Raw genomic sequence first — 14,800 nt, forward strand, 5'->3', positions numbered from 1 at the left:
GCCCTCAGTGTTTCGCCAACTCCCGTCCACCGAGCACTAATTGAAATACGGATCCCCGGCCGCACCGAAAACTGCCAGATCGGCGTCTTCGCCGCCTACGCCACCGTCCGCGGCCGGGCCCTGGTGGACCGTGAGCTGTATCTGCCCAAGTCCTGGACAAACGACCGCCGGCGCTGCCGCGCCGCGAAGACCCCGATGCGCGGACCTTCGCCACCAAGGGAGAGCTGGCCACAGTGATGTGCTGCGCGCATTCGCCTCACCGTTACCGATCGCCTGGGTGACCGCCGATTCCGCCTACGCCAGGAATGGCGCTTTCGCCGCCTGCTGGAAGAGACCGCCATCGGCTGTCTCCTGGCCGCCCCGAAGTCCCAGCAGGTGCCGCGCTTCCGCCGCATCGACCACCTGTTCGCGCAGGCACCGGACGAGGCGTGGGAGAAACGCTCGTGCGGCGACGGCGCCAAGGGCCCGCGCGTCTACCACTGGGGAGCCGTCCAGATCCCCGCGATCGAGGACTCCGACGGCGACAGACCCACACATCAACGCTGGGCGCTGGCCCGCCGCAGCATCAGCAGACCCGACGAGATCGCCTACTACCTCGGCTATGCCCCGGTGCACACGGATGTCGACCAGCTGGTGCGGGTCGTCGCTGGGAGGCGGTGGGCGATCGAGGAATGCTTCCCGGCCGCGAAGTACGAATGTGGCCTGGACCAGTACGAAGTCCGCCGCTACGTCGGCCGGATGCGGCACATCACCCTGGCCATGCTCGCCCATGCCCTTCTCGCGGTCACGGCGGCCCAGACAGCCACAGCTGGTCGCAGTGGCGGCGCAGGCGCCAAGACGTCGCCCGCAACTGCCACTACCGGCGACGAGTCCACTCGTCGGAGGGGCGGTCCGGCAAGACCGCCCCTGGCGCACCATCAGCCGACTACACTCCGGACGACGCCTCTGACCAGGCCAGATAGCGAACCGCTGCTGGAGTATTAAGCGATCCCTGATCGCCTTCGATCACTGATCGCGACAGCATCCCTTGGACTCATTCATCCAGGATCACCAGCGCCAACATAGTGCTTCTCGAAACCGCCACCCGTGCAGAAGGAAGGGAACGACGCTGAACCCCGGGCTCATCGTCCGACGGCTGTTCGATCAGATGAAGAAGCCGAACATTTCGACTTCGCGCCCACGCTGAGCGACAACAAGCACACGGTTCGCATGCTGGACCCGCCTCGTAGACTGTGCCGAGGCACCCGTCTCGATCGAACTGCGCGGCGAATTCACCTGCGGCGCGACCGTGATCGACCTCTACGGTGTCACGGGGAAGAAATCCCAACGCCCTGGTGGCGACGCACCTGGACACCGAGCGGTTCTGGGACGTGTTCGGGAACGCATGAACGCGCCTACCGCTTTGGGGTGACCCATGATCTGTGGAGGCTGACCGACTTTGCCCGCTTCTCCCGCGCCGACCCCGGGTGCCCGTCTACTGATCGCGTTGGCAGGGGCGCAGCTGCTGGTGGCACTCGACTTCTCCATCATCTATGTCGCCCTCCCCGATATCGGGAGAAGTCTGCACTTTTCTGCGGTCGCGCTGCAGTGGATCGTCAGTGCGTACGCGATCTTCTTCGCCGGCTTCCTGCTGCTGGGCGGTCAGCTGACCGACGTCGTCGGCGCCGGCCGCGTGTTCCTCACCGCCCAACTGCTCTTTGCGGCCTCCTCGGTCGGCGCCGCGCTCTCGGGCGCCGCGGCGCCCCTGATCGCAGCGCGCGTCGGGCAAGGCGTCGCGGCCGCCCTGCTGGTGCCGGCGACGCTGGGACTGCTGAGCTCCGCTTACCCGGCCGGCCCTGAACGAGACCGGGCCGTGAGTGTGTGGGGCACCACGGGGGCGGTCGGCCTCGCCCTCGGCGTCGTGGCCGGTGGCGGCATCCTCGCAGTGGCCTCCTGGCAGTGGATCTTCTGGGTCAACCTCCCCATCGTTGCGGTCTGCCTGCTCGCTGCCGGAAACGCGGTCCGACTCAGCACCGCCGGAAAGCGGACTTCCCTTGCCACCGCGGCCACCTTCTCAGCCTGCGTCACAGTCGTCGCGATCGTCCTGGCCTTCACCGAGCTCTCCCGCGCGCATCCGGCCGTGTCGGTTGTCACTGTCGCCGTGGTGGTGGCGGGTGTGGCCGGAGGACTGCTTGCGCTCAACCAGAGGCGGAGCCGGCCGCTGGTTCCGCATGCCTTGTTGCACGTGCGGACCCTTCAAGTAGCTGGTCTGGTAGCGGCGTTGTACATGGCGAGCTTCGGAGCCGAGTTCTACCTCGTCACGTTGTACCTCCAGGATGTACGGGCCTACAGCGCCCTCGCCGCAGGCATGGCCTTCCTGCCGCTGGCCGGGGCCATCGTCGTGGGAAACACCGTGGCCGGCCGACTGGCCAGCAGTCGGTCGCTGCGCTGGCTTCTGTCCACAGCCTTCCTCACCGGCGCGGCCGGACTTCTGATACTCGCCCTGGCCGTCGGCACCGGGGGCGGATACGCGCCGGCCATCCTGCCAGGACTGCTACTCAGCGGCCTCGGGCAGGGGATGGCGTTCACCGGCATGTTCATCACGGGCACCCGCGATCTCCCCGAGGAAAGCAACGGAACCGGGAGCGCCCTGGTGACGACAGCGCAGTACGTCGGCGGCTCTGTCGGCCTGGCACTGCTCGTCCTGCTGCACGGAGAGCACCCGGCAGCCCCGGACTTCGTGCGAGCGTTCTGCGCCACCGCGGTCATCGCCACGACCGCCGCACCATTGGCGCTGTCCCTCCTCGGCCGTAGCAGGGGAAACCCCACCGCGGTATCTCCGCAAAACCAGTCTCTCGAGCAAAGGACCGGAGGTCATCAATGAATCGCTCCTGTTCTACGGTCTCCTCCTCTGCCCAGTCCTGGCCCACAGACTGCGCCGCCAGATCGCACTCCTGCCCCAGGACCAGCGTGATCACTTCCGGGCCCTGTGGGACGAGTTCGAGGCACGAACCACCCCCGAGGCGCGATTCGCCAAGGCCATGGACCGCCTGCAGGCGTTACGGAGGAAGACGTACTCGCCCGCAAGTCCGTGATCAAGGACCTCCGCCGGCCTCTGGTCATACACCCAGGAACTGATCCATACCGGAGCCGCCAGCGGATGGGTCCCCCGCGCCGGTTTTGCCCCGGGAAACAAGGACCGACTGCTCACTGAGCTCGGCGGCGTTCCCCGCGCCCAGTACGGGCGTGGGGCAGCACGCTGGTCGGCGTAGCCAGGGTGACGCACCACCCGCCCGTGTCCGCCCGGAACACCTCACGGTCAAGCCACACGGCGCCACAGGCTTCGAGCAGGCGTGCGGCGATCTCCTGACCCGTGACGGATTTCGCAGTCCCGCCAGGCCGGCGGTGCCGGCGACGTTGGCGTTGACGTCACCGCCCGAGACGACGAAGGCCGCCCGCCTCCTAATCCCGCAGTGCAAGCAGTACCTGAACCCGGTCGGATCAGGACACGCAGAAGTTCAACGGGACGGCCCGCCTGCGCCACGGCCCGGAGCTGAAGAAATGGGCCCATGGCCAACACCTGTACGACGTCCTCGGCATCCAGGGCGCGACGCAATGTCCCTCCTTGCCAACGCCCGAACAGCAGGGCTCAGCCGACTCTCAGCCAGCCCGCCGAGCTGAACACAAGGAGCGCTTGCTGGGGTGACCGCGATCCTCAGCTGACGGTTCGTGGCCGTGGCCGCCCTCCAAGTTGGAAGGGGCTCCTTGGAAGGCATCGATCTCCACACCGCGTTCGTCTTCACCCTGGTTGCCGTCGTGGGCTACACCGCCCACCGGAATCCGGCGCTCGGCACGGCTACCGCAGTCACCCTGGCGTTCGGTCTCTTCGCCGACCACTTTCCACGTCGGCACTGACAACCTCGTCTGCCGCCTCGTGCGCGACGCACAAGTACCGGCGAATGCAGCGCAACCCGTGCCGCGACGCCGCATGCAACAGCCCACCGTTCAAACGCCCTATAGCTTCCCGCCACCATCCATCCCGCCGCGCTCGGGTGGGGCGGGGAGCCGTAAGGCGGCAGCGGGTCGGCTGTTGTCAGGGGCGGCTGGGTCCGCGACAGGGCAGCGTTTGGCTGTAGACGACGCTGGTGGTCGTGCTGCCGAAACCGGCCAGCTCGTCCATGAGCGTCTCCAGGTGTTCCATGGAAGTCGCGGCCACCTTCAAGGTGTAGCAGTCGTCGCCGGTGGTGCGCAGGCACTCCAGGATCTCCTGTCGCTCGGCGAGCAGCCGGCGCAGCGGTTGGTGGTGGTTGCCCGGGTACTTCAGCCGGACGAGGGCGAGCACGGGATAACCGACCTTGGCCAGGTCAACAACGGCGTGGTAGCCGGTGATGACGCCCAGCGACTCCAGATTCCGGACCCGTTCCGTGGTGGCCGAGGAGCTGAGTTTCACGCGCCGTCCCAGCTCGCTGAGGGAGATGCGGGCCTCCCGCTGCAGCTGCCCGATGATTGCCCAGTCGATTTCATCAAGATTCACGGCCATATCGCGACTCTACCGGTAGAACCACGGAAGAATGCTGCTATCACCGGGAAGGATCGGTTCCGCACGCCATGATCGCCGAGATAGCCTCGGATCATGCAACTTGGCGTGAACGTCCCGAACTTCGGGCCTGGTACCGATCCCGGCGTGCTGCGCGACTGGGCGCGGATCACGGAGGGGCTCGGCTACGACCTCCTCATGGTGTCGGATCATGTGGCCGTCACCCCGGATGTGGCCGAGCGGTACCCGGAGCCGTTCTACGAGCCGTTCACCACGTTGTCCTGGCTGGCCGGCGTCACCACCGGAGTGCGGCTGGGCACGACCGTGCTCATCCTCCCGTACCGGCACCCGCTGTTGGTGGCGAGGATGGCCACCAACCTCAACCAGCTCAGCGGCGGCAGATTCGTGCTCGGAGTGGGCGTCGGCTGGGCCCGCCAGGAGTTCGACGCACTCGGCGTGCCATTCACCGCCCGCGGCCGGCTGACCGACGAGTACCTGGCCGCCCTGCGGGACGCGTGGCGCACAGAGACCGAGCACGGCGCCGCCCCGATCCCCGTCTGGGTCGGCGGCCACAGTGCGGCGGCGCTCCGACGTGCCGCCAAGTTCGGGGACGCCTGGCACCCGCTGCGGCTGTCCCTGGCGCGGATGCGCACGGTCCTGACGGACCATTCGCTGCCGGCGTTCGCACCCCGCATCGCCTTGCGGCTGACCGAAACTCCGGTCGACGACCCCGAGCGGATCGCCGGCGTCGGCACCATCGAGCAGATCCTCGACGACCTCGACCAGCTCCGTCTGCTCGGCGCCGACACCGTTGTACTCGACCCCTACCACGGAGATCCGAAAGAGATCCGCCGGCATCACACGGCCTGGCAGGCGCTCACCGAGGTGGCCACCCACTGGAGGACGACATCATGATCACCACCGCCGACGAGATGCTCCTGCGCCGCGCGATCGGCATCGCGGCAGCAGCCGTCGCCCAGGGCGACGCGCCGTACGGTTCCCTGCTGGTCGGCCCGGACGGCGCGATCCTCGCCGAGGCCCACAACACGGTGCGCCGTGACAACGACATCAGCGCCCACCCGGAACTGAAGCTGGCCCGCTGGGCGGCCCGCGAACTCGCCCCGGCCACGGCCGTCCGCACCACCCTGTACACCAGTTGCCAGCCGTGCGGCATGTGCAGCGGCGGAATTGTCCGCTCCGGCATTGGCCGGGTCGTCTACGCACTCTCCACCGAACAACTCGTCGAAATCAACCCGCAATCGGGAGACTGGCCGACGGTGGCGCAGGACGGCCCGGCCCTGTTCGACGAGGCACGCACCCCCATCGACGCCTACTACCGGCCACGCTGATGACGTCGGCCTCATCGACGTCACCCGCGTGGTCCTCGACACCGCCCATGTGAGGGCTGTGACTTCGGCTCGTCAAGGTGACGTTGCGTCGTCGAGGGTCAGGCCGGCACTGGAGGCGGTGGCCTCGGCGAGCGCTTTGGCCCGGGTGACCCGGTTCCTGGCGCGGATCTTCTCGCGCTTCTTCCCCTTCTCCCGTCGCAGCGCGGCCAGACGGGCTCTCGGACGCGCCGCTGTCGCTCCTCTTCCTCCAGGTGCGCCGTCTCGGCCGTGATGTACTGCGGCGCCGTCCACACCGTGGCGAGCGACCGCTGTGGGTACCGCACCGGCGCCGCGTCGGCCTCGAAGGAGGCTTCCACGGTGCGCGGGCGGACGGCGGTGGTGCCGCCGAGGTTCGTCGCACGCTCCAGGTAGAACGTCATCCGCCGGGGGTAACGGAGACGGCGGGCATCTCGGGCTCGACGCCCGACTCCCACGGTCTACGCCGCCCCCGGGTCGGCGAGGCCCGCCTGGAACGCGGTGATGACGGCCTGGGTGCGGTTGTCCGCGCCGAGTTTGGCGAGGATGTTACCGACGTGGGTCTTCACGGTCTCCTGGCTGACCACGAGCTCCGCCGAGATCGCCTGGTTGGACAGGCCACGCGCCATCAGCCGGAGGATCTCGGTCTCTCGCTGAGTGAGCGCGGCGGTACGCGCGGCGGCCTCCGGGCGCACGGGCCGGGCCGTGGCCAGGCGGCGTACGGCGTCGGGGAAGAGTACCGAGTCGCCCTCCGCGACCAGCCGGACAGCTTGGGCGATCTGCCGGACGGGCGCCCGTTTGCGGAGGAAGCCGCCCGCGCCGGCGCGCAGCGCGTCGTACACGTGCTCGTCGTTCTCGAACGTGGTGATCACCAAGACCTTTGGTGGGTCGGCCAGTTCCGCCCGCAGCCGCCGCGTCGCCTCGATGCCGTCGACGGTGGGCATCCGGACATCCATCAGCACGACGTCCGGCCGCAGCCGCTCGACGAGCGGCAGCACCTGGGAGCCGTCGTCGGCCTCACCGATCACCTCGATGTCGGGCTGGGCGGAGAGCAGTGTGCGCAGCCCGGTCCGGGTCAACTCCTCGTCGTCGACGACGAGTACGGTCACGGGGCGCTCGGCGGGGGCGGTCATGCTGCCGAGCGTAGCGGGAGCCGGGCGGTGAGCCGCCAGCGTTCGCGGCCGTCCTCGGCGTCGTACGACGGGCCCGCGGAGGTCTCGCCGCGCAGGGTGCGCACGCGCTCGCGGATGCCGTCGAGGCCCTGACCGGCCCGCCGGCGGCGCGACGCGCGTACCCCGGAGGGCAGGTTGAGCAGCTCCACGTCCAGCCAGTCCTCCCCGGCCGTCACCTGCAGGGTGATCGACGACGGGTCGCCGTGGCGCAGCGCGTTGGTCAGCCCCTCCTGGACGATCCGGTACGCCTCGCGGGACACGGTCGCCGGGACCGTGGTGAGGTCGCCGTGAGTCTCGACACGCAGCCCGGCACCGGCCTGCCGGACCCGGTCGGTGAGCGGGCCGAGGTCGGCGAGGGTGCGCGGGGGCGCGGTGGGCGTGTCTCCGGCGCGCAGGAGGCCGAGGACGTGGTCGAGGTCGTCCAGCGCGGCGCGCGTGGTCTCCTCGATGCTGGTGAGGGCGCGCCGCGCCGCCTCCGGGTCACGGTCCAGCAGCTCGCCCGCGACGGCGGCCTGGATGGTGGAGGCGGTCAGGGTGTGCCCGATCGAGTCGTGCAACTCGCGTGCCAGCCGCTGCTGTCCGGCGAGCCGGTTCAGCTCCTCCTCGGCGGCGGCGAGCCGTTCGGCGGGCCGGTGGTCGAGGAGGACCGGGGCGAGCGGGCGTAGCACGGCTGCGCCGCCCAGGGCGACGTACGCCGCGGCGGCGAGTGTCACGACAGACACCAGCGGGGTCCACGCGCCCCGCCATCCGGCCCCCACCGGCACGGTCGTGCCGAACGTCGACACATGACCGCCGCCGGCCAGCCACACCCCGGGGAACACCGCGGCGGACAGCAGCAGGAGGAATGTCACCGTGGTCACCGCGACGCCCACCACTATGTGCGGCACCAGCCACGCCGTCGTCCGCAGCCGGTGGTCGCGGCTCGTCCCGGGGGCGGGCGCGGGCAGTTCGGTACCGAGGAGGGTGTTCGCCAGGCGTACGGAACCGGTGCGGGCGGCGCGCGGGAAGCCCATGGCGGCGAGGGCGGCGAGCAGCGCCACCGCGCTCGCGGCGACCCGCAGCGGCAGCGGTCGGCCGGGCGGCGCCGCCAACGCGGCGGCCAGCGCGGGCGGGAGGCTCAGCAGGGCGCCGGCGACGGCGTGGAGCCACGGCCGCGGGCTCCGGATCAACGCGGTGCGCATGGCTGGACCATACTGCCCGGCCGGTGCCCGCCGCGTCCCCCGAAAGAGCCAGGTGGGGGGCCTCTTCCGGGGGAGCAGGAGTTGGCTCCGGGCGGCGATGCGAGGGCCGGGCCGGGGGTGGGAGCTTTCTCCGTGTCGTCGTCCGGAGAAGTGGGGAGCGTGCGCATGGCACAGGGAGCGGGCCTCGAAGGGGTCGGGGCAGAGGTCGGGGGGGTGCCCGGGGCACGGGGCATGGAGAAGGGCGGGGCAAGGGCCGCCGGGAACAAGGGCGTTGTCGTGTTCCTGGCCCTGTCGTTCGGTCTGACGTGGCTGTGGCTGCTGTTCGCCCGACGGGGGCTCGGGCTGTCGGCGATGAATCCGCTGCTGCAGCTCCCGTACGCCCTCGGTCCGGGGATCGTGGCGGTCGTCGTGCGCCGCTGGGTCACGAAGGAAGGGTTCGCGGACGCGGGGCTGAGGCTCCGGCTGCGGGAGGCGTGGCCGTACTGGATCATCGCCTGGCTCGGCCCGCTGGGCATCGCCGCGGCCTCGGTCGCCCTGGCGGCGGCGCTCGGCCTGTGGGAGCCGGACCTCGCGCCGCTGGGCGAGGTGCTGTCGGGGCTGCCGGGCTGGGCGGCGATCGCGGCGCTGATGCTGGTCGTGCCGGTGCTCACCCCTCTGTACTGCGGCGAGGAGTTCGGCTGGACCAGCTATCTGCGGCCCCGGCTGTTCGGGGGCCGGACCGTGCCGTCGGTGCTGGCGACCGGGCTGATCTGGGCGCTCTGGCACTTTCCGCTGGCGTTCATCGGCTACATCGAGTTCCGCGACCGAGCCGTCGGCCTCGCCGCGTGGACGGCGTCCTTCCTGGTCCAGGAGGTGCTGCTGTGGTGGCTCTACCGGCGCAGCGGGAGCGTGTGGGTGGCGAGCCTGGCGCACAGCGGCAACAACATGGTGCTGTCCCTGCTGGTCGGGCAGTTGCTCGGCAGTCCCGGGGCGGGCATGAGCCCCCTCGGCACGACTGTGCTCCCGATGCTGGCGATGGCACCGCTCGCCGTCCTCTGCCTGCTGGACCGGTCCCTGCGCGCCCACGCCTCGTGAGGTTCCCGCCGTTGCGGGTTGGCGTTCCGCGCGGTTGTCGTGGCGGGTGCCCCGCAGGGCACGGGGGCCATGTTGAAGACGTCTACTGAGCTATCCGGAGGTACGTGTGTTCTCTCGCAGTTTGTCAAGGAGTGTCCTGGCTGCCGTTGCTGTGACCTCGTTGGCTGTTGTCACGGGCTGCGCCGACGCCGACGATGCGGCACCCGACAAGAAGACCTTCTCGTTCGACGGGAAGACGCTCAACGTCCGGTCCCACGGCATTCCCACGGACCTTGTCGCGAGCGACCGCGAGGACGTCGAAGTCACCCGGTGGTTCGATGTCCGGCCTGGGGCGAAGCCGCACTCCAGTTGGAAGCTCTCGGACGGCACGCTGGACCTGCAGGCCGGTTGCGAGCGGTTCGCCAACTGCGATGTGCGCTTCCGGGTCGCGGTGCCGAAGTCGGTGAAGGTCCTGCGCAACGGCCGCGCCACGAAGCTGACGGGAAGCCGGGCGAACGCCCCGGCGGCGCTGACCGGCGTCCGGGACTTCGGGGCGTAGGGGGACACATCATGCTGGAACTGATCGACATCACCAAGGTTTACCGGGGCGGCAAGCGAGCCGTGGACGGCATGACCATGAGGCTGGAGACCGGAATGCTCGGCCTGCTCGGCCCGAACGGAGCCGGCAAGTCGTCGCTCATGCGCATCGCCTCGACCGTGACCCGGCCGACCAGCGGTCAGGTCCTGTTCGATGGCGCCGACGTGGTGGCCAAGCCCGACGTGCTGCGCCGCACTCTCGGCTATCTCCCGCAGGACTTCGGGGTGTACCCCAACCTCACCTCGCGGGAGTTTCTCTCGTACCTGGCCGCTGCCAAGGGCCTCTCAGCGCGCTCGGCCCGTGCTCGCATCGACGAACTGCTGGAACTGGTCAACCTCACGGAGGCGGTCAAACGACCCCTCGGCAAGTACTCCGGCGGCATGATGCGTCGGGTGGGTATCGCCCAGGCGCTGCTCGCCGATCCGAAGGTCATCATCGTGGACGAGCCGACCGCCGGCCTCGACCCCGAGGAACGGGTTCGTTTCCGGAACCTGTTGAGCGATCTCGCCGCGGACCGAGTCGTCATGCTCTCCACACACATCGTCTCCGACGTCGAGTCCGTGGCCTCAGACATCGTGGTAGTCGCGGGTGGACGACTGCTGCGCAGGGGATCGCCCGAGGATCTTCTGGCGGCGGTAGAGGGACGGGTCTGGGAGGTCCTCGTCGATCCCGCGGACGTCTCGGTCATCCAGCAGCGCCAGATCGTCAGCCGCATGATCCGAACCTCAAGTGGGGTCCGCGTACGACTCCTGACGCATGTACCGCCGTACGCCACCGCTGAGCGGGTCGAGCCCGATCTCGAGGATGCCTATCTGGCCATCGTGAACCAGCCCGTGGTGAACCCGTCAGCACCACTGGCTGCTCCCGCCGGCCCCACGGGATGGCAGTGATGCTCGAGACACTCATCAGGCTCGCCATCGGGGACTTCTGGGACCGGGTGCGCCGACCGGCGTACGCCGTCATCCTGATCGCCGCGGTCGGGCTGGGATATCTCGCCACACCTGCCAAGGAATCCGGCTGGGTCGTCATGCAGTTGGGTGCTTACCGGGGCACCTACAACAGCGCGTACATCGGCATGGTCGTCGCGCTGGCCGGAACGGTCTGGCTCTCACTGGGCGGGTTCTACGTCGTGCGCAACGCGATCTCGCGCGACGAGGCCACCGGTGTGGGCCGGCTCCTGGCCGCGACGCCACTGCGAACGTGGGCCTACCTGCTCGCCAAGTTCCTCAGCAGTGTCCTGGTGTTGGCTTCCATGCTGGGAGTCCTCGTGGTCACCGCGGTGGTCATGCAGTTGGCGCGCGGGGAGACCATGACGGTCAACCCCGTGCAGTTGGTGAGTCCTTTCGTGACTATCTCCTTGCCGCTGATGGCGTTCACCGCGGCTGCGGCGCTTCTCTTCGAGGCGATTCCGTTGCTGAGAGCCGGGCTCGGCAACGTACTGTGGTTCTTCATCTGGGCGTTCATCGCGATCGGCGGCCAATCTCCCAACGCACCGCTCGGCGGCATCGGAGTGCACCGGGTCGTCCAGTCGCTGAGCGCGAGCATGCAGGCGCAGGGCATCGACCCTGACAAGGCCGGCGAGTTCAGCTTGGGGCTGACGCTGATCGACAAGCCATTGAAAACCTTCGAGTGGCATGGCTTCGACCCCAGCCCTGCGTTTCTGCTCAGCCGGTACGCGCTGATCATGATCGCGGTGGCGCTCGCGTCGCTGCCTGCACTCTGGTTCCCGCGGTTCGACCCGGCTCGTGGCGGCGTCCTGGCGAAGCCGGGTACGGATGCACGCACCCTGCCGGATGGAGTTGGGACCCCCTCGATGATCATCCGGGACGACCGCGTGGAGGAGCGCTCAGCCGGGTTCACGAGTCTGCCGAGCGCCTCCGTGAGGTACGGCAATCCCGCGCTGCGTTTGCTGGTCGGAGAGGTCCGCATCCTCATCCAGGGCACCCCCGCCTGGTGGTGGGCCGGGATCCTCGTCCTGACACTCGTCGCCCAGCTGGTCACACCCGCGACCGGTGTCACGCGATTCCTGCTCCCGCTGGCCTGGATCTGGCCGGTACTCATCTGGTCCCGGCTGGGCACCCAGCGCCATGAGTGCGGGGTCGAAGCCATCCTGGGTGCTTATCCCTCGGCGCGCAGCCGCATGGCGGCGGAGTGGGGAGCAGGCATTCTGCTCACAGTTGTAGCCGGCATTGGACCAGCGATTCGCATGATCACCGGCTCCGATACCCAAGGACTGGTCCACTGGTTCCTCGGGGCACTCTTCATCCCCTCCTTCGCGCTCGTCCTCGGCACGCTCAGCCGGACACACCGACTCTTTCAGTTCGCCTATCCGCCTCTCTGGTACGGCACGGTCAACGGCATCGCTCCAGTCGACTTCATGGGCGCGATCCGGGCCGACGACGGCACTCCGGCGGGCATGTCACCGTCGTTCCTGATCGTGAGCGTGGTCGTGATGCTCGGCACTGTCTTCCTGTCGGGCGCGGCACGCCGCGCCACGTCGTGACCACATGGGCGATTCGCTGTGGGTATATCCCTTTCTTGTGGGGATCACCCTCCTGCCGCTGATCCCCAACTCCGCTCCACGCAACATCAGAACCAGCCGGCCGCTACGGCCACGGCAGACCACGAAGCCCACGGGATCGCGTTCGGGGGGCTGTTGGCCTCGGTGGCCGACCTCGGTGGCCGACTGCTTCGCCCGCTCCGAGACCCGGGAGACGTTCGCGTGGATGACCTGGGGCACGCGGCGCTAATGACTCGACCCGCTTGGCCCGGGTAATCGACGTGCTGCCTCCTCGTCAGCAGACTGAGACCACTTCATCCTGGATGGTGGCGACGCCCTGGGGAAAAGGTGGAGTTCGGCCAGTTGACCGCCTGGTCGGGCGTGCTGTTTCGGGCACCCGACCAGGTCCTGCCTCGGCTACAGATACGGGCGGGTGATCAGCTCAATCGCGTGACCGGCGGGGTCTTTGAAGTACACGCCTCGACCGCCGTGCTCGTTGTTGATCTCGCCTGGGCGGCGCATCTGCGGGTCGGCCCAGTGCTCGATGTCGCGATCACACAGCCGCCGATACGCGCGATCGAAGAGCTCGTCGTCGAGCAAGAACGCGTAGTGCTGCATCTGGATCTCCACCGGCGGCTCAGCGAACTGCAGTAGCACGCCGTCGGTGAGCTGGATGTTGGTGAACGGGCCCCAGGACGGCGCTTCTGAGAGTTCCAACAACTCCCGGAAGAACCGAGCCGACTCGTTGCGGTCCTTGGCAGCGATGATGGTGTGGTTGAACGTGGCTGTCATTCGGCTGACCTCGTTGTTGTTCGACGCGGAAAACGGACTCGCGGTGCGCGAGTGCCGGGAGGTCCGCGTGCCGAACTGAGGGGGTGCATTCTTTGCACCCACCGTGCGATCAGCCCTCCACCGGGTGGCCAATCCGTGCGTGGCGTAGCGCCGGTCCGGTGTTCACGTTGGGTGACCCTACTTGATCGGACTGACTGCCACAACAGGGAAGCGATCAGCTGCGATTGGCTCGTCAGGCGGCCTTGGCCGGGCAGTCAGTCCATGATCGGATCGGTGAGTCGGGGGCAAAGTTCGTCTTCGGTTCAGCGCGGGCATTGCGCCGGCGGACGTAGGCGGCGATGGCCGCGTTCCGCTCGGCGTGGCTGCGATGGTCGGTGCCGTTGAGGGCGAAGTAGCGCAGGGCCGGCCACCGGGACGCAACTGCTGTGGCGTATGAGCGCCACCGGGGGTGGGTTAGGGCTCTGTGAACGCTGACATATAGCAAGGGAGTTGGGTGATGAAGGCTGCTGTGCTGCACCTCAAGGCGAGCCGTTGCGGATCGCGGACCTCCCCGAGCCGGGTGCCGGGTGCCGGGTGCCGGGTGCCGGGTGCCGGGTGCCGGGTACCGGCGAGATCGTCGTGGACGTGGTTGCCTCTCCCGTGCTGCCCTACACCAAGGAAGTGCTGGAAGGGGTCCGCGACTACCCGTCGCTGCTGCCGATCGCGCCCGGCCCCGGCCCCGTCGGCCGGGTCCGGGCCGTCGGCCCGGACGCCACCCGCGTGGCTCCCGGCGACTGGGTGCTCTGTGATCCCACGGTCCGCTCCCGCGACGCTGCCGTTGCGCCCGACATCATGCTGCAGGGCCTGATCGCCCCCGGCGACGGTGCCCGGCGCATCCAGAGCCGCTTCCGCCACGGCGGGTTCGCCGAGCGGATGCTTGCTCCGCTGGAGAACGTGACCCGGCTCGGTGGCGATGAAACCGTGCACCCCGGCGGAGATCCCGCCTCCTGGGCCGCCGTCAACACCTTGGCCGTGCCCTACGGCGGGCTGCGCGCCGCCGGCCTCCAACCCGGCGAGACGGTGCTGATAAGCGGCGCCACCGGCAACTTCGGCAGCGCCGGGGTGTCGGTGGCCATGGCCATGGGCGCCGGCTGCGTGGTCGCACCCGGCCGGAACAAGTCGGTGCTGGACGACTTGGTGGAGCGGTTCGGCCCGCGCGTGCGACCTGTCGTCCTCACCGGACGCGAGGAGGACGACACCGCGGCGATGCGGGCTGCGGCACCCGGGCCGATCGACCGCGTCCTGGACATGCTGCCGCCGATCAGCGACACCGCCCCGGTGCGTGCCGCGGTGCTGGCCGTCCGCCCTGGCGGCAGCATCGCGATGATGGGCGGAGTGCAGGGCGACCTGGCGCTGCCCTACTCGCATCTGATGCGCAACAGCATCACCGTGCGCGGCCAGTACATGTATCCCAGGGACGCGCCCGGACGGCTTGCGGCCCTGGTCCGGGCCGGGCTGCTGCCACTGGACCACTGGCGCGTCACCTCGTTCCCGCTGGACGAGGCCAATGAGGCGGTGCAGCACGCCGCTGCGCACGCTTCGCCGTTCACCATGACGGTGATCTGCCCCTGAAGGCAATCCACCA

General features: G+C 69.1%; 14 protein-coding genes and 2 pseudogenes. 12 read left to right on the top strand and 4 right to left on the bottom strand.

The window, feature by feature from the left end:
- Positions 1-57 precede the first annotated feature (57 nt).
- From ACWD35_RS23545 to ACWD35_RS23565, 5 genes and pseudogenes are all read left to right on the top strand, one after another.
- Positions 58-984, top strand: a pseudogene (locus ACWD35_RS23545) (IS701 family transposase); the annotation flags it as partial.
- Positions 985-1,486: 502 nt separating this feature from the next.
- A complete protein-coding gene (locus ACWD35_RS23550; RefSeq protein WP_451353255.1) occupies positions 1,487-2,863 on the top strand; it encodes an MFS transporter in 1,377 nt (458 codons plus the stop codon).
- Between the two features lie 61 nt (positions 2,864-2,924).
- Complete coding sequence (locus ACWD35_RS23555) at positions 2,925-3,074, top strand: HD domain-containing protein (RefSeq protein WP_451353373.1); 150 nt, start codon at positions 2,925-2,927, stop codon at positions 3,072-3,074.
- A 238-nt stretch (positions 3,075-3,312) separates the two neighbouring features.
- Positions 3,313-3,685 (top strand): annotated as a pseudogene (locus ACWD35_RS23560) (restriction endonuclease); the annotation flags it as partial.
- 59 nt (positions 3,686-3,744) lie between these two features.
- Positions 3,745-3,894, top strand: coding sequence for a hypothetical protein (locus ACWD35_RS23565; protein WP_451353256.1), 150 nt, complete (start codon positions 3,745-3,747; stop codon positions 3,892-3,894).
- Between the two features lie 178 nt (positions 3,895-4,072).
- Here the strand turns inward: ACWD35_RS23565 and ACWD35_RS23570 are convergent, their stop codons facing one another.
- A complete protein-coding gene (locus ACWD35_RS23570) occupies positions 4,073-4,519 on the bottom strand; it encodes an Lrp/AsnC family transcriptional regulator (RefSeq protein WP_451353257.1) in 447 nt (148 codons plus the stop codon).
- Positions 4,520-4,612: 93 nt separating this feature from the next.
- On the opposite strand from ACWD35_RS23570, the gene ACWD35_RS23575 reads away from it, so the two are divergent.
- Positions 4,613-5,431: a TIGR03619 family F420-dependent LLM class oxidoreductase gene (locus ACWD35_RS23575; RefSeq protein ID WP_451353258.1), complete on the top strand. Its 819-nt coding sequence runs from the start codon at positions 4,613-4,615 to the stop codon at positions 5,429-5,431.
- On the top strand, positions 5,428-5,865 hold the full coding sequence (locus ACWD35_RS23580) for a nucleoside deaminase (protein ID WP_451353259.1): 438 nt from the start codon (positions 5,428-5,430) through the stop codon (positions 5,863-5,865). Before ACWD35_RS23575 ends, ACWD35_RS23580 begins: the two co-directional genes overlap by 4 nt.
- A 476-nt stretch (positions 5,866-6,341) precedes the next feature.
- On the opposite strand, the gene ACWD35_RS23585 is transcribed toward ACWD35_RS23580, so the two are convergent.
- A complete protein-coding gene (locus ACWD35_RS23585) occupies positions 6,342-7,013 on the bottom strand; it encodes a response regulator (RefSeq protein ID WP_451353260.1) in 672 nt (223 codons plus the stop codon).
- The gene (locus ACWD35_RS23590) at positions 7,010-8,233 is read right to left on the bottom strand and encodes a sensor histidine kinase (RefSeq protein WP_451353261.1); all 1,224 of its coding nucleotides are present in this window, start codon (positions 8,231-8,233) and stop codon (positions 7,010-7,012) included. Before ACWD35_RS23590 ends, ACWD35_RS23585 begins: the two co-directional genes overlap by 4 nt.
- A 165-nt stretch (positions 8,234-8,398) precedes the next feature.
- Between ACWD35_RS23590 and ACWD35_RS23595 the strand changes: the two genes are divergently transcribed.
- From ACWD35_RS23595 to ACWD35_RS23610, 4 genes are all read left to right on the top strand, one after another.
- The gene (locus ACWD35_RS23595) at positions 8,399-9,307 is read left to right on the top strand and encodes a CPBP family intramembrane glutamic endopeptidase (protein WP_451353262.1); all 909 of its coding nucleotides are present in this window, start codon (positions 8,399-8,401) and stop codon (positions 9,305-9,307) included.
- A gap of 151 nt (positions 9,308-9,458) precedes the next feature.
- Complete coding sequence (locus ACWD35_RS23600; protein ID WP_451353263.1) at positions 9,459-9,845, top strand: hypothetical protein; 387 nt, start codon at positions 9,459-9,461, stop codon at positions 9,843-9,845.
- An 11-nt stretch (positions 9,846-9,856) separates the two neighbouring features.
- On the top strand, positions 9,857-10,774 hold the full coding sequence (locus tag ACWD35_RS23605) for an ABC transporter ATP-binding protein (RefSeq protein WP_451353264.1): 918 nt from the start codon (positions 9,857-9,859) through the stop codon (positions 10,772-10,774).
- Positions 10,774-12,387 (top strand): hypothetical protein, encoded by a 1,614-nt coding sequence (locus ACWD35_RS23610; RefSeq protein WP_451353265.1) that lies wholly within the window; start codon positions 10,774-10,776, stop codon positions 12,385-12,387. The genes ACWD35_RS23605 and ACWD35_RS23610 overlap by 1 nt, the downstream gene beginning before the upstream one ends.
- A gap of 414 nt (positions 12,388-12,801) precedes the next feature.
- Here ACWD35_RS23610 and ACWD35_RS23615 read toward each other — a convergent pair whose 3' ends face one another.
- Complete coding sequence (locus ACWD35_RS23615; protein WP_031487478.1) at positions 12,802-13,176, bottom strand: VOC family protein; 375 nt, start codon at positions 13,174-13,176, stop codon at positions 12,802-12,804.
- A gap of 531 nt (positions 13,177-13,707) precedes the next feature.
- On the opposite strand from ACWD35_RS23615, the gene ACWD35_RS23620 reads away from it, so the two are divergent.
- Positions 13,708-14,787 (top strand): zinc-binding dehydrogenase, encoded by a 1,080-nt coding sequence (locus ACWD35_RS23620; protein WP_451353266.1) that lies wholly within the window; start codon positions 13,708-13,710, stop codon positions 14,785-14,787.
- Positions 14,788-14,800 lie beyond the last annotated feature (13 nt).

The sequence above is a fragment of the Streptomyces sp. NPDC002671 genome (assembly GCF_053592475.1).